Below are 16550 nucleotides of genomic sequence, written 5' to 3'. Positions count from 1 at the left end.
CTTCAGCCACTACAGCGTCTTGAAAGTGGCTGCATTTTAACCTTTACATGACCGTGATCACAATAAAACATAAGGCTGACCCGAACGGTCAGCCTCAGTGATTACATAATTAAGGTCCGAATGTCAGACAGATAGCTAGACAGCGTCACGCTAAATCGAGCGGCCAATGCACCATCAATCACCCGGTGGTCATAGGACAGTGACAGCGGGCACATCAGTCGTGGCACAAATTCCTTACCGTTCCATTTGGGCTTGAACTCAGACTTAGACACGCCGAGGATTGCCACATCCGGGTAATTAACGATTGGCGTAAATGCCGTACCGCCAATGCCGCCTAAACTGGAGATAGTGAAACAGCTGCCCTGCATATCCGCCGCTTTTAACTTGCCATCACGGGCTTTGGCAGAGATCTCCGCCAGTTCCTGACTCAATTCCACAATGCCTTTTTTGTCCACATCACGGAATACAGGCACCACCAGACCATTAGGCGTATCAACCGCTACCCCTATGTGGTAATACTGTTTCTGGATCAGTGATTCACCATCCGGACTCAGGCTAGAGTTAAAAGTCGGGAAATCCTGCAAGGTTTTTGCCACGGCCTTCATCATAAATACCAGCGGTGTGAACTTGATATTCTGCTTTTTCTTGGCAGCCAGTTCATTTTGCTGTTTACGGAAGTTTTCCAGTTCAGTGATATCCGCTTCGTCAAATTGCGTCACATGCGGAATCGTCACCCAGTTACGATGCAGATTAGGGCCGGAGATTTTTTGAATGCGCGTCAGTGGCACTTCCACCACGTCACCAAACTTGCTGAAATCCACTTTAGGTGCATCAATCACTTGCAAGCCGTTACCGCCCACGGCTGTGGCAGCAGAGGCTTTTGGCCGTGACAATTCATAACGCACGTAGGCTTGTACATCTTCTTTCTGGATCCGGCCTTTGCGACCAGAGCCTTTCACCTGCGATAAGTCAACACCGAACTCCCGGGCCAGACGGCGCACGGACGGCGACGCAAACACCACACCGGTAGTTGGCTGCACACCAGCACTGGGGTGATAAGGCACGGGCGGACGATTCGGCTGCGCGGCGGCAGCGGGTTCGGCAACGGGAGCGTCGGCCTGCGGTGCTGGCGCCGATACTGCGACAGCCGCGCCTTTCACTTCCACCTTGGCAATCACACTGCCTTCAGAGACTTTATCACCGACTTTCACGATAAGTTCAGTGACTTTACCAGCAACCGGTGCCGGCACTTCCATCGTGGCTTTATCGCTTTCGAGGGTAATCAAGCCCTGGTCCACGCTAATTTCATCACCAACAGCGACCAACAGTTCAATCACATCGACATCGGTAGAGCCGCCGATATCCGGCACTTTAATCTCCTGCACCGATGCCACGGCCGGTGTGGCTGCGGCAGGGGCTGATGGCGTGGCTGCAACAGTTGTTGCTGCAGGTTGGGCTGCAGCAGCACCAGCAACTTCCAACAACAGGATCAATGAGCCTTCAGAAACCTTATCACCCACCTTGATTTTGAGCGACTTCACCACCCCAGCCTGGGGAGCGGGTACATCCATAGTGGCTTTGTCAGTTTCCAGTGTGATCAGGCCAGCATCGGCGTCAATATGGTCGCCTTCTTGCACCAGCACTTCAATCACATCCACATCTTTGGCATCACCAATATCAGGCACAGTCACTTCAATCACCTGACTGCCGCTAGCAGCGGCATTGGCAACTGGCGCCGCCGTTGTGGCAGGTTTGGCTGTTGACTCATCGGTTTTAGGCGCTTCGGTTTTAGGTGCTGGCGCTTTTGGAGCTTCAGTTTTGGCTGCCTGTGGTGCGGCGGCTTCCCCTTCTGCGGCCAACAACGCAATCAGCGTACCTTCAGACACCTTGTCACCGACCGCCACTTTCAGTTCTTTCAGAACCCCGGCAAATGGTGCCGGGATATCCATAGTGGCCTTATCACTTTCGACCGTAATGATGGCATCTTCAGCCGCGAGGCTATCGCCTACACTGGCGCAGATCTCAATCACCTGCACCTCATCACCGCCGATATCGGGTACCAGTACTTCTTTTAAATCTGCCATTCTGTATCCCTCTTACGCGAACAGTGGATTGATCTTGTCGGCGTCAATACCGTACTCGGCAATGGCTTTCGTCAGCACATCGACTGGTAATTCACCGCGATCTACCAAGGATTTCAGTGCGGCAATCACAATGTAAGTAGCATCGACTTCAAAGTGATGACGCAGGTTGGCGCGGCTATCGCTGCGACCAAAACCATCGGTACCCAGCACCTTGTAATCTGTTGGCACGTAGGCGCGTAACTGTTCGCCATAAAGTTTCATGTAATCGCTGGCGGCAATTGCCGGAGCATCTTTGCCAAGCACGGTAGCAACGTATGGCACTTTCGGTGTTTCAGTTGGATGCAGCATATTCCAGCGTTCGCAATCCTGACCATCACGCGCCAGTTCGTTAAAGCTGGTCACACTGAACACATCCGCACTGACGCCATAATCTTTCGCCAGTGCCTGGGCAGCTTTACGCACCTGTTCCAGAATAGTGCCGCAGCCCATCAGCTGTACTTTGCCTTTGCCAGAGCCGGCGACGCTTTCCAGTTTATAGATACCTTTGACAATCCCATCTTCTACGCCAGCAGGCATTTCTGGCTGTACGTAGTTTTCGTTCATGGTGGTCAAGTAGTAGAAGATATCTTCCTGATTTTCACCGTACATGCGGCGGATACCATCCTGCACGATAACCGCAATTTCATAACCGTATGTCGGGTCATAGCTGATACAGCTTGGAATGGTGTTCGCCAGTATATGGCTGTGACCATCCTGATGCTGCAGGCCTTCACCATTCAACGTGGTGCGGCCAGAAGTCCCGCCCACCAAGAAACCACGGGCCCGCAAATCACCAGCCGCCCATGCCAGATCGCCAATACGCTGGAAACCAAACATGGAGTAGTAAATATAGAACGGGATCATTGGGGTGTCGTTTACGGAGTAGCTAGTTGCCGCAGATACCCAAGATGCCATGGCACCGAGTTCGTTGATCCCTTCCTGCAATACTTGACCGGATTTGTCTTCACGGTAATAGGCCACCTGATCTTTATCCTGTGGCACGTATTTCTGCCCTTCATGAGCATAAATACCGACTTGGCGGAACAGACCTTCCATACCGAAGGTACGGGCTTCGTCGGGAATGATCGGCACAATGCTCTTGCCAATGCCTTTATCTTTCAGCAGTGCTGTCAACACCCGCACAAACGCCATAGTGGTGGAGATTTCACGGCCGTTGGAACCGCCAAGAACGGCGTCAAAAATCTTCAGGGACGGAATATCCAGCTCTTCACTAAATTTCTGGCGACGAGATGGCAGATAGCCACCCAAAGCCTCACGACGAGCCTTAAGATATTTCACTTCTTCAGAATCTGGCCCTGGATGATAGAAAGGTACTTCATCCAGTTTGTCATCGGGGATGGGGATATTGAAACGGTCGCGGAAGTAACGGATAGACTCTACGTCCATCTTCTTCACGTTATGCGCAATGTTTTTACCTTCTCCGGCATCACCTAGCCCGTAACCTTTAACGGTTTTAGCAAGGATCACCGTTGGGCGGCCTTTGGTGTTTTTGGCATGCTGCAATGCCGCGTAGATTTTCACCGGATCGTGACCGCCACGGTTCAAACGCCAGATGTCATCGTCTGACATATTGGCCACCATTTCGGCCGTTTCTGGATATTTGCCGAAGAAATGCTCACGAGTCCAGGCGCCACCTTTGGCTTTACAGTTCTGGTATTCACCATCGACGGTTTCTTCCATCAACTGCAGCAGTTTGCCGCTGGTATCACGGGCTAACAACGGATCCCAGTAGCGCCCCCAGATCACCTTGACCACTTCCCAGCCTGCGCCGCGGAACTCACCTTCCAGTTCTTGGATAATCTTGCCGTTACCACGCACAGGACCGTCCAGACGCTGCAGGTTACAGTTGATAATAAACACCAGATTGTCCAGTTCCTCGCGGGCAGCCAGGCCGATAGCCCCCAAGGCTTCCGGCTCGTCCACTTCCCCATCGCCAAGGAAGCAATATACGGTTTGTTCGGAACAATCTTTAATGCCGCGATCGGTTAAGTACTTAAGGAACCGCGCCTGATAAATTGCCTGGATCGGCCCCAAGCCCATCGAAACGGTTGGGAACTGCCAGTAGTTAGGCATCAGTTTCGGGTGCGGGTAAGAAGACAAACCTTTGCCATCCACTTCCTGACGGAAGTTCGCCAGTTGTTCTTCGGTCAGACGGCCTTCAAGGAAGGAGCGTGAGTAGATCCCCGGTGCAATGTGTCCCTGGAAATACACCAAGTCGCCGCCATCCTTATCATTCGGGGCGCGGAAGAAATGGTTAAAGCACACATCATAGATAGTGGCACTGGACGCAAAGCTGGAAATATGACCACCAAGCTCCAGATCCTTTTTTGAACCATGAATCACCATCGCCAGCGCGTTCCAGCGAACGATGGCACGGATACGACGTTCCAGTCCCTGATCGCCTGGCATTTGCGGTTCTTGGCCTGCGGGAATGGTGTTTACATAGGCGGTAGTGGCAGAGTACGGCAAATATGTGCCGTTACGCCGCGCCTTCTCGATCAGCTTCTCCAGCAGGAAATGTGCCCGCTCCGGACCTTCCTGCTCCAACACGGCTTGCAGGGCATCCAGCCACTCCTGAGTCTCTAATGGATCCAAGTCTTGTAGCATATTTTCAGACATGACACTGTCCTTATCTATACATGATAAAAAAAGTAATGATTACGGTGTCCACGGCGCCCAAAACGCCTAGACTACACACCGCTTTTCATACGGCGTAGGCTGCGCTGCAACCGACTGTCTTCTTCCCTTACCGACAGCATGACTTCCTCTATATAGCTCAAGTGGTCGTTGGATGCTTCACGTGCGGCTTCAGGATCGCGACGAACGATAGCGGCAAGCAAGGCCCGCCGGTGCTCGTTAGCCTTATGGGTGGCTTCTTCGCGTCGGCTCAGAAGCTCAAGGTTTTCGGCCACATTTTTATGCAGCACAGAAGTTAAACTCAGTACCAGATGCAGCATCGCCATGTTATGCGAGGCTTCCGCTACGGTCCGGTAAAAATCGACGATGGCACTCGCCTGCTCGATTATCCCGGTTGATTTTTCTACTCGCATGATACAGTCTTGCAAGTTCTGCATGTCGGTATCAGTGCCACGCAACGCGGCAAAGTAGGCCATCATGCCCTCAGTGGCATGACGGAACTCCAGCAAGTCATACTGGCTTTCACGGTCATTCTGCATTAGCTCCACAATGGGATCGGCCATGCTCTGCCACAACTGTTGTTTGACATAAGTGCCACCGCCTTGACGGCGTAACAACAAGCCTTTGGCTTCAAGCTTCTGAATAGCTTCTCTGAGGGATGGACGAGATACTTCGAACTGCAACGCCAGTTCACGTTCTGGAGGGAGTTTTTGACCAGGCTTCAAGCTGCCTTCAAGAATCATCTGCTCCAGTTGATTCATGATAACGTCAGATATTTTTGGCTGACTGATTTTGCTATAAGCCATGATGGCGCTCAGCTCCATTTTGTAAATTGGTCTTACCAATTCGTCCGGGTGAGCGCACTTTAACAAATCACATTTTCAATGTCCAGACAGTGATCTGTGTCAACTAAACCCACAATATGTGAGCATACCCTAAATAACAAGGGTTTGGGCTCCGACCACTAGCCAAAAGTCTAATAGCCGCGGCCTAAGATTTTTTGTCTTTCACACCCAATTGAGCGGTTGTCCAACACTGAGAATGCTGGTCACCTGACCAAACCAAAAATCGTCAGCAACGACAATATCGTCAACAACAACACAAAATTACGTTTACTCAATGTCAGCAGCGCAATGGTGGAACGCACACATACGGGCGCCTCACTTGCTTCTGGCATCTCCTCCGCAGCCACTGCAACGTCAGTGATAATTTTGCGTGGCCGACTGCGCCAATCCAGCGCCAATTCACGCCAGCGCCCGAAACTGGCCGAGAACTGACCGCTAAACACATAGCCTAACGCGACCAGTCTTACCGGCAGCCAATCCAGTACATAGAGCAGGCCAGGTAGCAACGGCCACTGCAGCCCCTGCCGTTTTCGCTCTTCTGCGAAGAATCGTACGGTACAGTAAAACACCACACCAACTGGTCCAAACACTATCAGGAACAGGGCCACCGCGGCGTAATAACGGTAGTTGATCCAAGCAGCCATCTGCCCTACCCGAGCGCCTAATTCCTTTTCACTGACCGCATCTAGGCAATCGGTGCAATCCAGCTCACGGGCATACAGAAAACAGGCCTCTACGTCACCACGACAGGCGGCCTGCATATAGCGTTTAAACACCGCCCGCTGGCGCTGATGCGAAAAACAAACCGTGGCCAAAATTACCCAGATGATCAGTGTCGGCAACCCCAAAAACTGGTCACGGATCACCCACAACACTACCGCTAACGACACCGCTGGAAACAACAGCGCCAACAGCATGCCACCAGAGGATTGCAGCAGATTGCTAGTAAAAAAATGCCGCTGATACCAGCGCAGGCCATTGTCCAGTTGCAGCACGTCAGGCAACAACTTAAGCCGCTCAATGATAATTGCGACCAACAGGGAAAACAGTGCCATGTGTCTCTCCAGATCCGTTTGCGAAGCACTCACGGCCTATCAGCAATCTGCTGTCAGGCGAATATGGGGCATATCGAGCGCGTGAATACAGCCAAAAAACTGCTGACACCTGCTAGAGTGCCGTTAAATATCGTTGCCAGTCAAACCCTTCCCCCGGATCTGTCTTGCGCCCGGGAGCAATATCACTGTGGCCCACAATGCGCTCTTTGACAATCTTAGGATAACAAGCCATCAAACTGCGACTAAGCTGCTGCAGTTGTTGATATTGCGCATCGGCAAAGCCCGAGGTATCTGTGCCTTCCAGTTCAATGCCGACAGCAAAATCATTACACCCCGTCCGCCCCTCAAAGCTGGAAACACCCGCATGCCAAGCACGGTCATCGCACGAGACAAACTGCACCAGCTCACCATCACGGCGGATCAAAAAATGCGCCGACACCGCCAGCCCTTGTAAATCAGCAAAACTGGCATCAGCATCACAGTCCAGCTTGCCCAAAAATAACTGCTCAATATAAGGCAGCCCAAAACACCCCGCTGGCAAGCTGATATTGTGGATAACCAACAAACTCACTTCCCGCTGCGGCCGAGCATTATAGTGCGGTGATGGACTTTTTCTGGCGGGTCGATACCAGCCCTCAAACCAATCTTTATCCAAAGAGAATGTCCTGTATCTGTCCCATATCAATAAGTTAGCTTATATTCTGTTGCCAGCAGTATATACCAGCGCGCCGACGGCAGCGAGTCAGGCGTAAGGCGCTGTCAGTTAACGCGACTAGCTGAAATCCGTGACCTTAATATGCTACGCTTGTCGCCATTATCGGTTAGTCATTTGCAGGATATTTCCCATGTTGGAAAACGATATTCGCGTCAGTGTCAAAGCAGCACTTGATGAAGACCTCGGCCATCTCAGCCCCAGCGAAGGTGACATCACTGCCCAGTTAATTCCCGCACAACAATATGGCGAAGCGGTGCTTATCACCCGCGAGGAAGGGGTGTTCTGCGGCAAAGCCTGGGCCGAGCAAGTGTTCAAACAGTTAGGCGGTGAAGTGGTATTGCACTGGCATGTGGACGATGGCGACTTGCTGCTGCCCAATCAAAAACTTTGCGACTTGTCAGGCCCCGCCAGAACCTTGCTGACTGGCGAGCGCACTGCCATGAATTTTATCCAGACGCTCTCTGGTGTCGCTTCACTGACCAAAATCTACAGCGACAAACTGGCGGGCAGCCACTGCCAGTTGCTAGATACCCGTAAAACCCTGCCAGGGCTGCGCACTGCGCAAAAGTATGCCGTCACCTGTGGTGGCGGCAAAAATCACCGCATCGGCCTGTTTGATGCCTTTTTAATTAAAGAAAACCACATCATGGCCTGTGGTGGCATTGCCAAAGCCATCCACAACGCCAGGGCATTACACCCAGATAAACCCGTAGAGGTTGAGGTGGAAAACCTTGAGGAACTGCAACAGGCGCTGCAGGCCCAAGCGGATATTGTCATGCTGGATAATTTCAATGTCAGTGACATGCTGACCGCGGTGGCGCTGAACCGGCAGCATATGGCACAGCACGGTAAAGCCGCCAAGCTTGAAGTCTCTGGCAACGTCACCCTGGAAACTCTCGCCACCATCGCCAGCACTGGCGTGGACTATATCTCTGTCGGTGCCCTGACTAAGCATGTCCGCGCCCTGGATCTCTCCATGCGCTTTAAAGCACAGGTGTAGTCAGCCTTACAGCATCAAATTTAACATTTTATAAACATATTTTTTTGACACCTGAACAACCCTTGACACTCTTGAGGTAACTGCCAAATTAACGGCAGTTACCACGCTGTAACATGGCTCACAAGCAACAGAAAATTCATTAAAAACCCCTAAAATATCTGATTTAGCCATTTTCATTCGTTTCACAATGTACTAACTTTTAGCTGTGGCGAAACAGCCGTTATGGCCTACAGCCCAAGCAAGAAGATCCTTCCGGTAAATTGCAGGCGGTTTTTAGTGTTAAGGCATTTTAACATTAATAAAACAACTTCCCGGAGTTCTTCAAAAAGGTGGGGCTGTAACTTAGCCCTTATTTAACGGCGCAGAATTAGTCGCCAACGTGACACTCAACAACACATTTTTGCTGTTGCAGGCAGTCACAGTGTTTAGCCAAAACGGTTACTTGCCAAAAGGTTACCTGTTAGCACGCTAGCAAAGCTCAGTAATCAATGTTCATCAATCTGAGTTTACTGGTAAATTAGCAGCAGGTAGTCCAGTATAGCGAGCGCCTAGTAGTGAAAGGGGTTGTGCGGCAATAATGCCCCCCTTTGACTAAACTAATTAAAGGTCTCGTCATTGACGGTAACAACGGTACGCGAGTATCGGCATGAGGTTAAGCAACGGGGATGGGGTACGGTGTTTCGAGGGAAAGGGCCAGAGTTAACAGCTCTAAACCTTAAATTGTTGGGCGTGTTGCCTAGTGTGAGCGGTCAGCCTGAGCGGTTAGCCATAGTGCCACTCACAACGGCTGATTTAAGCGGCCACAATGCCAACGGAGCCCGTAAGACACCCACTGTGATGTCGCATCGGTATTTAACGGAGAGAGCTATGAAAGGTATGAAACGCAACACTAAAGGCTTCACCCTGATCGAGTTGATGATCGTGGTGGCCATTATCGGGATTCTGGCCGCGATCGCGCTGCCTGCTTATCGCGATTATGTGACTACTTCTGAAGGCAGCGCTGCAATGAAAGGGATATCTTCTTTCGCACAAAAAATTCAGACATGTATCCAAACAGGCATTGGATGTGATCCAGCTGATAATCAACTCGCTGCTGAATTGGCCAAGAATAAGCAGATTACTCCCGCTGTCACCCCCTTACAAGATACTGCATCAACAGTTAATTGGGTGACCACTAAGTGTTCCCTTGAGGCTGCTTTCGATGCTAATGGTGGGGTGACATATACCATGACAGGCTCGGATGAAGCTTCAACAGTGTTGTGTAAGAAAGGCGCAGGTTTGCAATAACTAATAATGCCCACTACTGGTCTCCATTTAGGATTATCGACGCTGTTTATCCGTAAGGGTCTGCTGGATGAAAGTAGACTCGCGGAGGCCATCGCCCAATCCCGCAAGCATAAACAGTCGCTGGTCACCACCTTGGTGACCAGTAAACTGTTATCGGCCCGCACTATTGCCGAGCTGTGTTATGAGGAATACGGCACGCCGCTGCTGGATTTAGCCGAATTTGATATTGCCAGCATTCCAGAAGAGTTTTTAAACCGTAAACTGATTGATAAACATCGTTGTTTGCCGCTGTTTAAACGCGGTAACCGTTTGTATATTGCCACCTCAGACCCCACCAATATTGCCGCCCTAGAAGAGTTCCAGTTCAGCGCTGGCTTACATGCCGAAGCGATTCTGGTGGAAGAGGACAAACTTGCCAAATCCCTCGACAAGGTGCTGGAAGAAGACATCAGCGCGCTGGATCTTAGCGGCATAGATCAGGAAGCACTGGCAGGGATTGAGGTCACCGATAACAGCCGTCAGCAGGATGAAGATACGGACGCGGCTGATGACGCGCCAATTGTTATCTATCTTAATAAGATTCTTACCGATGCCATCCGCAAAGGCGCATCGGACTTACATTTTGAGCCATACGAAAAGCGCTATCGCATCCGTTTTCGTATCGATGGTATCTTACACGAGGTTTCTGAACCGCCGATTAATCTGGCCGCTAGGATCTCTGCCCGCTTAAAGGTGATGTCGAAACTGGATATTGCCGAGCGGCGGGTGCCGCAAGATGGCCGCATCAAGATGAAGCTATCGCGCAACAAGAGCATCGATTTTCGTGTTAGCACCCTGCCCACCCTCTGGGGCGAAAAGATTGTAATGCGTATCCTCGATTCCTCCTCTGCCCAGTTGGGGATTGAGAAACTCGGCTATGAAGAGGATCAAAAACAAGCCTATCTGGAGATGCTGTCGCGGCCACAAGGGATGATTCTGGTCACTGGCCCCACCGGCTCCGGTAAAACCGTATCGCTTTATACCGGGCTCAATATTCTTAATACTGAAGAGCGCAATATCTCCACTGCCGAAGACCCGGTAGAAATTAACCTGGAAGGGGTCAACCAGGTTCATATCAACATTAAAGCCGGGCTGACTTTTGCCTCGGCACTGCGCTCTTTTTTGCGTCAGGACCCAGATGTGGTCATGGTGGGGGAAATCCGTGACCTGGAAACCGCCGAAATCGCCATTAAAGCGGCGCAGACCGGGCACTTGGTGTTATCTACACTGCATACCAATTCAGCCGCTGAAACCCTTACCCGCTTACTCAATATGGGGGTTCCCGGCTATAACATCGCCAGCTCCGTGAATCTGATTATTGCGCAGCGGCTGGCGCGGCGTTTATGTGTCGAGTGTCGCCAAGCAGAAGATATCCCGGAGCATGAGCTGTTAAAGCTAGGTTTCAGCCAGGAACAGATAGCCAAAGGCTTTACCGTGTATAAGCCCTGTGGCTGCGAGCACTGCTCCGGCGGCTACAAGGGCCGAGTGGGTATCTACGAAGTGATGAAGATGTCCGACGAAATTGCCCGTATTATTATGGAAGGCGGCAACTCGTTGCAGATTGCCAGAATGGCAAAAGAGCAAGGTATGCGTGATTTACGCCAGTCCGGCTTATTAAAAGTGCTAGAAGGCATCACCAGTATTGCCGAAGTTAACCGCGTAACCAGTTACTAACGGGTTAGCGCTGAACTAGAATAAAAACAACACATCCACAGGCGCCAAGGAAACTTTTTTATGGCTACAGCAACCGCTACCCGGAAGTCCGCCAAAAAGCAGCAAACAAATAAAGCGCCCACCATCTATACCTTTCAGTGGAAAGGAGTCAACCGCGAAGGCAAGAAAACCAGCGGCGAACTGCGTGGTGCCACTGCCATTGAGATCAGAAATCAATTAAAAAACCAGGGGATTATTGCTAAATCCGTCAGTAAAAAATCCGCCGGTTTGTTTAGCAAAGAAAACGTTAAGATAAAACCGATGGATATCGCGGTGGTCACCCGCCAGATAGCCACCATGTTAGCCGCTGGCGTGCCCTTGGTTACCACCATTGATCTGGTGGGCCGTGGCCATGAAAAACCCAAGATGCGCACCTTGCTTGGTACCATCTTGGCAGATGTGCAGTCCGGTATTCCGCTATCGGAGGCGTTGCGACCACACCGGGTTTATTTTGACGACCTGTATGTCGACTTGGTGGCAGCGGGGGAACATTCCGGTTCGCTGGATGTGGTGTTTGACCGTATCGCCACTTATAGAGAAAAATCGGAAGCGCTGAAATCCAAAATCAAGAAAGCGATGTTTTACCCGGCGGCGGTGATTGTCGTGGCCATAGCGGTTACCGCATTACTTTTGTTATTTGTAGTACCTCAATTTGAAGAGATTTTTAAAAGTTTCGGGGCAGAACTCCCGGCATTCACACAAATCATTATTCATATTTCTAGGGGCTTACAGAGTTCCTGGTACTTCTTTTTAGTCGGAATCGTCGGGAGTATCTGGCTGTTTGTCAGAGCCCATCGTAACTCGCAAAAGTTCCGCGACAAAATTGATGAAACGATGCTGAAAATCCCCTTGATTGGTCAGATTCTGCATAAAGGGGCTATGGCACGTTTTGCCCGCACACTGGCCACCACCTTTGCCGCCGGGGTGCCCTTGATTGAAGGCTTGGAATCGGCCTCAGGGGCCTCTGGCAATGCGGTGTACCGCAAAGCGCTGTTGAATGTTCGTAGCGAGGTGATGGCGGGGATGCAGATGAATGTGGCCATGCGCACCACCAAGTTATTCCCTGATATGTTGATCCAGATGGTGATGATCGGTGAAGAGTCTGGTTCATTAGATGAAATGCTCAACAAGATTGCCAATATCTATGAGATGCAGGTGGATGATGCGGTAGATGGCTTATCCAGCCTGATAGAGCCCATTATGATGGTAGTGATTGGCGGGCTGGTGGGTAGTCTTATCGTTGGCATGTACCTGCCAATCTTCCAGTTAGGCAAAGTGGTTGGCGGCTAATAAATGCGCCTGGGGCGGCGTTGTGTTACATGCAAACTTGTCGCCCCTTAATAACTCGTTATACTGGCTTTTCAGATTTTTCATCAAATTACAGTAACCTAGCATCATGTCAGAGTTTATCACCATCATGAGCCAGCATCCCTGGCTGTTTACTGGCTTAGCCTTTGTGTTTGCCGCCGTGATTGGCAGTTTTATCAATGTGGTGATCTACCGTCTGCCAGTAATGCTAAAACGGGAATGGCAGCAAGAATGTGAAAGCTACCTTGAAGAATATCAACCAGCAGCATTTAAGTTACTGACAGATAAAAAGCTGCTGCAGCCCATTGATAAGCTGCCCGCCAAATTCAACTTAATCGTGCCCGGCTCTGCCTGCCCTAAATGCCATGCCGCCATCAAACCTTGGCATAACCTGCCTATCATTGGCTGGCTGTGGCTACGCGGCAAATGTGCTGAGTGCCAGCAACCGATATCCGGCCGTTATCCGCTGTTTGAATTGCTGGCGGCGATACTGGTCGCCAGCCTCGCCTGGCACTTTGGTCCCACTTGGCAATTCGCCTTATCGGCACTACTGACCTTTGCGCTGATAGCCCTTGCTGGCATCGACATTGACGAAATGCTGCTGCCGGATCAGCTCACCTTACCCTTCCTGTGGCTGGGTTTGGCAGTTAATAGCGTGGGCCTGTTTGTGCCGTTAACCGATGCGGTAATTGGGGCGATTGCCGGTTATCTCAGCCTCTGGTCAGTGTTCTGGCTATTTAAGTTATTGACGGGCAAGGAAGGCATGGGCTACGGTGACTTTAAATTGTTGGCGTTGTTTGGTGCCTGGCTTGGCTGGCAAATGCTGCCATTGATTATTCTGCTGTCATCGTTAGTCGGCGCAGTTATCGGCCTGTCGCTGATGTTGTTTAAAGGTATGCAGCGCAACAACCCCATCCCATTTGGACCCTATATTGTGATTGCCGGTTGGGTCGCACTGCTGTGGGGGCCAACTATTGTTTCCTGGTACCTGCGGAGCCTGTAAATGTCCGATTATATTGTAGGTCTCACCGGTGGCATCGGTAGCGGCAAAACCACTGTTGCCAACCTGTTTGCCGAATTAGGCGTGGCCATCATTGATGCGGACGTTATTGCACGGGAGGTGGTGGCACCAGGTTCTGCAGGGCTACAACAGATAGTTGAGCACTTCGGCACTGAGATGTTAAATGCCGATGGCACCCTTAACCGCGCTAAATTGCGGGAAACCGTATTTTCTGCCGCCGAAGAGCGGCGCTGGCTCAATCAATTGCTGCACCCGATGATCCGCCAACGCATGCTAGCGCAGGCGCAGGCAGCAACATCACCTTATGCCATTATGGTAGTGCCACTATTGTTCGAAAATGGACTCGAATGTCTTGTAAATCACACTTTAGTGATAGATATTGGTAAAGATACACAAATCTGGCGAACTATTGACCGTGATCATGTATCGAAAACGCAAGTTATTAACATCATTGACAGCCAAATCAGCCGCGAACAACGGTTGGCCAAGGCCGATGATGTGATTAACAACGAAGGAGATGTTGAATCGCTGAAGTCTCAGATTCTGGCTCTGCATAATAACTATTTAAAGCAATCAGAAAAAGCCCAGTAATCCCATGAATGAACTTGTATTTGAACAACCGTTAAATGAGAAAGTACGCAATTATTTGCGTCTGGAGCATCTTGCTCGCCAACTTGACACTCATCTGCATGAAGACCATCAGCATCGCTGTTTCTTCCCGCTTTTTTCGCTCTGCGAACTGTCAGAACGGTGTGATTTTCGCAATGAATTGCTGAAGGATGTGGACAAACTATTAGTACAATTTGATGGTTCCACCGCCCAGCAGCAGATGAGTAGTCATCAGCAGACTTTCTTTTTAGAACAGTTGGCGATTGCCAAAGATGAGTTACAAAAGCCAGATCGTCCTGGGGTACAACTTAAGCAAAATCGCTTTATTGCCGCAGTGCGTCAGAAACTCAACCTTACCGCAGCGTGTTGTAATTTCGACCTGCCTCAGTTGCATTTCTGGCTGGCAAAACCGTGGGCGGAGCGCCAGCAAGAATACCAGCAATGGGTGGAGCATTTTCACTGCTTATTACATCCCATCAGTATACTGCTACAGCTCACACGTATGAGCAGCGACTACCAGCAAGCGGTTGCCCACGCGGGTTTTTATCATGACAGTAGCCCCAATAATTTATCGTTAGTCAGGGTTAAACTTAATGCTGACGATGGCTGTTACCCAACGATCAGTGGTCATAGAAACCGCTTTGCGATCCATTTTGTACAGTTCGAACAACAGAAGCATTCACAGCAGACAGTAAAATTCCTGCTGGCGACCTGCAGCTGAAATCATTACCATGGCGCAGTAGATTTTCCGCAACCTCAAGGCGCGTGACTTATGCCAACTGTTGTAAAATGCCCAACCTGTCAGAAACCGGTGGAATGGACCACAGCATCGACTTTCAGACCGTTCTGCAGCGAGCGCTGTAAACTTATTGACTTAGGCGAATGGGCGTCTGAAAAATATGCCATTCCGGTAAAATCGGAAATCGACCCGCAATTACTTGATGAACTCGGCTATGATGAAGACGAGTTTTTCAAAGATCCAACCAATAATTAGTGTAGTTATGACAGCTAATAAACGTGTTCATGTCGCTGTAGGCGTCATTATTCGTGACCAGCAAATTCTGTTGGCTAAACGTCACGGCCATCTGCATCAAGGCGGGAAATGGGAATTTCCCGGTGGCAAAGTTGAAGCGGGCGAAGACACAGCTACCGCCCTTAATCGGGAACTGCAGGAAGAAGTGGGATTAACCGTGACACAATGCGCCCCCTTTATGCAGCTTTCCTACGATTACCCCGATAAACAAGTATTTCTGGATATCATGACAGTAACCGGATTTAGCGGTGAGGCGGCCGGTATTGAAGGTCAACAAATTGCTTGGGTAGATATTGCAGCACTGCCCCAATATCAGTTTCCCGATGCCAATATGCCCATACTGACCAAAATCCTTAAAGAGTTGCGCTGAATAAATAGCCAAGGGCTAATCGCCATTCGTGCACTCCGACTTAACTCAGTGAGACATACGACTAAAAACAAAAAGCCCCAGCATCAGCTAGGGCTCTTTGTTTTATTTGGTGCCTGGCGATGACCTACTCTCACATGGGGAGACCCCACACTACCATCGGCGCGATTGTGTTTCACTTCTGAGTTCGGGATGGGATCAGGTGGTACCACAATGCTATTGTCACCAGGCGAAACCTGTTACTGTCATTGACAGCTAATCTGGTGCTGATACCCAGAATCGAACTGGGGACCTCATCCTTACCAAGGATGCGCTCTACCGACTGAGCCATATCAGCAAGAAACCAGCGGTTTAATCGTCTTACACTTATCTGCGACTAAACATGTTTAACTATTGCTTTTGCGAAGACGCAAAAGCTAAATAGGCGCTTGGCGATGACCTACTCTCACATGGGGAGACCCCACACTACCATCGGCGCGATTGTGTTTCACTTCTGAGTTCGGGATGGAGTCAGGTGGTACCACAATGCTATTGTCACCAAGCAAATTCGTTAATTTGGAAAGCTGCTTTCATGAGTAGTGGTTCTCTTACTTCAACCAAGTCTTGCCATTCATTCAAGGTATTCACGACCTCCTGGGAGGTAGTGCCAGAAACCCATCTGGGTTGTATGGTTAAGCCTCTCGAGTCATTAGTACAGGTTAGCTCAACGCCTCACAACGCTTACACACCCTGCCTATCTACGTCCTGGTCTCGAACGGCTCTTTAGTGGACTCTAGT

At 50.3% G+C, this 16550-nt stretch carries 14 protein-coding genes, 1 tRNA gene and 3 rRNA genes; 9 read left to right on the top strand and 9 right to left on the bottom strand.

Translation table 11 applies throughout. From position 1 onward, the window contains the following. Nucleotides 1–101: 101 nt before the first annotated feature. The 5 genes from aceF to ampD all read right to left on the bottom strand — a co-directional run bounded on the left by aceF (nt 102) and on the right by ampD (nt 7336). Entirely contained in the window at nt 102–2084 is a 1983-nt protein-coding gene (aceF, locus tag IE064_RS14450; RefSeq protein ID WP_189618400.1) for a pyruvate dehydrogenase complex dihydrolipoyllysine-residue acetyltransferase, read from the bottom strand. A gap of 12 nt (nt 2085–2096) precedes the next feature. Further along, nucleotides 2097–4763 carry a pyruvate dehydrogenase (acetyl-transferring), homodimeric type gene (gene aceE / locus IE064_RS14445; protein ID WP_133037502.1) on the bottom strand — a complete coding sequence of 889 codons (2667 nt, stop codon included), beginning with the start codon at nt 4761–4763 and terminating at the stop codon, nt 2097–2099. A 71-nt stretch (nt 4764–4834) separates the two neighbouring features. Beyond that, the gene (gene pdhR, locus IE064_RS14440) at nt 4835–5587 is read right to left on the bottom strand and encodes a pyruvate dehydrogenase complex transcriptional repressor PdhR (protein WP_133037503.1); all 753 of its coding nucleotides are present in this window, start codon (nt 5585–5587) and stop codon (nt 4835–4837) included. Nucleotides 5588–5829: 242 nt separating this feature from the next. Beyond that, nucleotides 5830–6681 carry a beta-lactamase regulator AmpE gene (gene ampE / locus IE064_RS14435; RefSeq protein ID WP_189618398.1) on the bottom strand — a complete coding sequence of 284 codons (852 nt, stop codon included), beginning with the start codon at nt 6679–6681 and terminating at the stop codon, nt 5830–5832. 112 nt (nt 6682–6793) lie between these two features. Then, nucleotides 6794–7336, bottom strand: a complete 543-nt coding sequence (ampD, locus tag IE064_RS14430) for a 1,6-anhydro-N-acetylmuramyl-L-alanine amidase AmpD (RefSeq protein WP_133037505.1) — start codon at nt 7334–7336, stop codon at nt 6794–6796. 190 nt (nt 7337–7526) lie between these two features. Between ampD and nadC the strand changes: the two genes are divergently transcribed. The 9 genes from nadC (at nt 7527) to mutT (ending at nt 15776) form a co-directional block, all read left to right on the top strand. Further along, nucleotides 7527–8396 carry a carboxylating nicotinate-nucleotide diphosphorylase gene (gene nadC / locus IE064_RS14425; RefSeq protein WP_189618397.1) on the top strand — a complete coding sequence of 290 codons (870 nt, stop codon included), beginning with the start codon at nt 7527–7529 and terminating at the stop codon, nt 8394–8396. An 867-nt stretch (nt 8397–9263) separates the two neighbouring features. Continuing rightward, complete coding sequence (locus IE064_RS14420; RefSeq protein WP_283166160.1) at nt 9264–9683, top strand: prepilin-type N-terminal cleavage/methylation domain-containing protein; 420 nt, start codon at nt 9264–9266, stop codon at nt 9681–9683. A 6-nt stretch (nt 9684–9689) separates the two neighbouring features. Then, a complete protein-coding gene (pilB, locus tag IE064_RS14415; protein WP_189618396.1) occupies nt 9690–11396 on the top strand; it encodes a type IV-A pilus assembly ATPase PilB in 1707 nt (568 codons plus the stop codon). 60 nt (nt 11397–11456) lie between these two features. Continuing rightward, nucleotides 11457–12725, top strand: a complete 1269-nt coding sequence (locus tag IE064_RS14410) for a type II secretion system F family protein (RefSeq protein ID WP_189618395.1) — start codon at nt 11457–11459, stop codon at nt 12723–12725. 106 nt (nt 12726–12831) lie between these two features. Next, complete coding sequence (locus tag IE064_RS14405; protein WP_189618393.1) at nt 12832–13746, top strand: prepilin peptidase; 915 nt, start codon at nt 12832–12834, stop codon at nt 13744–13746. Next, a complete protein-coding gene (gene coaE, locus IE064_RS14400; protein ID WP_189618390.1) occupies nt 13747–14355 on the top strand; it encodes a dephospho-CoA kinase in 609 nt (202 codons plus the stop codon). 4 nt (nt 14356–14359) lie between these two features. Beyond that, nucleotides 14360–15094, top strand: coding sequence for a cell division protein ZapD (zapD, locus tag IE064_RS14395; RefSeq protein WP_189618388.1), 735 nt, complete (start codon nt 14360–14362; stop codon nt 15092–15094). 51 nt (nt 15095–15145) lie between these two features. Beyond that, nucleotides 15146–15367, top strand: coding sequence for a DNA gyrase inhibitor YacG (gene yacG / locus IE064_RS14390; RefSeq protein ID WP_189618386.1), 222 nt, complete (start codon nt 15146–15148; stop codon nt 15365–15367). Between the two features lie 7 nt (nt 15368–15374). Next, entirely contained in the window at nt 15375–15776 is a 402-nt protein-coding gene (gene mutT, locus IE064_RS14385) for an 8-oxo-dGTP diphosphatase MutT (RefSeq protein WP_189618385.1), read from the top strand. A 111-nt stretch (nt 15777–15887) separates the two neighbouring features. On the opposite strand, the gene rrf (IE064_RS14380) is transcribed toward mutT, so the two are convergent. The 4 genes from rrf (IE064_RS14380) to IE064_RS14365 all read right to left on the bottom strand — a co-directional run. Next, nucleotides 15888–16003 (bottom strand): 5S ribosomal RNA (gene rrf, locus IE064_RS14380). Nucleotides 16004–16034: 31 nt separating this feature from the next. Then, nucleotides 16035–16110, bottom strand: a tRNA-Thr gene (locus IE064_RS14375). 89 nt (nt 16111–16199) lie between these two features. Then, nucleotides 16200–16315 (bottom strand): 5S ribosomal RNA (gene rrf, locus IE064_RS14370). Between the two features lie 125 nt (nt 16316–16440). Continuing rightward, nucleotides 16441–16550: ribosomal RNA gene (locus IE064_RS14365) — 23S ribosomal RNA — on the bottom strand; the annotation flags it as partial.

Source organism: Shewanella fodinae (genome assembly GCF_014651955.1).
GTDB classification, from domain to species: Bacteria; Pseudomonadota; Gammaproteobacteria; order Enterobacterales; family Shewanellaceae; genus Shewanella; species Shewanella fodinae.
This window is presented reverse-complemented; position numbering and strand designations above follow the sequence as displayed.

What these genes read in the sequence shown, in the direction of transcription:
- aceF (WP_189618400.1), bottom strand. Translation starts at nt 2,084, where the DNA reads ATGGCAGATTTAAAAGAAGTACTGGTACCCGATATCGGCGGTGATGAG.
- aceE (WP_133037502.1), bottom strand. Translation starts at nt 4,763, where the DNA reads ATGTCTGAAAATATGCTACAAGACTTGGATCCATTAGAGACTCAGGAG.
- pdhR (WP_133037503.1), bottom strand. Translation starts at nt 5,587, where the DNA reads ATGGCTTATAGCAAAATCAGTCAGCCAAAAATATCTGACGTTATCATG.
- ampE (WP_189618398.1), bottom strand. Translation starts at nt 6,681, where the DNA reads ATGGCACTGTTTTCCCTGTTGGTCGCAATTATCATTGAGCGGCTTAAG.
- nadC (WP_189618397.1), top strand. Translation starts at nt 7,527, where the DNA reads ATGTTGGAAAACGATATTCGCGTCAGTGTCAAAGCAGCACTTGATGAA.
- IE064_RS14420 (WP_283166160.1), top strand. Translation starts at nt 9,264, where the DNA reads ATGAAAGGTATGAAACGCAACACTAAAGGCTTCACCCTGATCGAGTTG.
- pilB (WP_189618396.1), top strand. Translation starts at nt 9,690, where the DNA reads ATGCCCACTACTGGTCTCCATTTAGGATTATCGACGCTGTTTATCCGT.
- IE064_RS14410 (WP_189618395.1), top strand. Translation starts at nt 11,457, where the DNA reads ATGGCTACAGCAACCGCTACCCGGAAGTCCGCCAAAAAGCAGCAAACA.
- IE064_RS14405 (WP_189618393.1), top strand. Translation starts at nt 12,832, where the DNA reads ATGTCAGAGTTTATCACCATCATGAGCCAGCATCCCTGGCTGTTTACT.
- coaE (WP_189618390.1), top strand. Translation starts at nt 13,747, where the DNA reads ATGTCCGATTATATTGTAGGTCTCACCGGTGGCATCGGTAGCGGCAAA.
- zapD (WP_189618388.1), top strand. Translation starts at nt 14,360, where the DNA reads ATGAATGAACTTGTATTTGAACAACCGTTAAATGAGAAAGTACGCAAT.
- yacG (WP_189618386.1), top strand. Translation starts at nt 15,146, where the DNA reads ATGCCAACTGTTGTAAAATGCCCAACCTGTCAGAAACCGGTGGAATGG.
- mutT (WP_189618385.1), top strand. Translation starts at nt 15,375, where the DNA reads ATGACAGCTAATAAACGTGTTCATGTCGCTGTAGGCGTCATTATTCGT.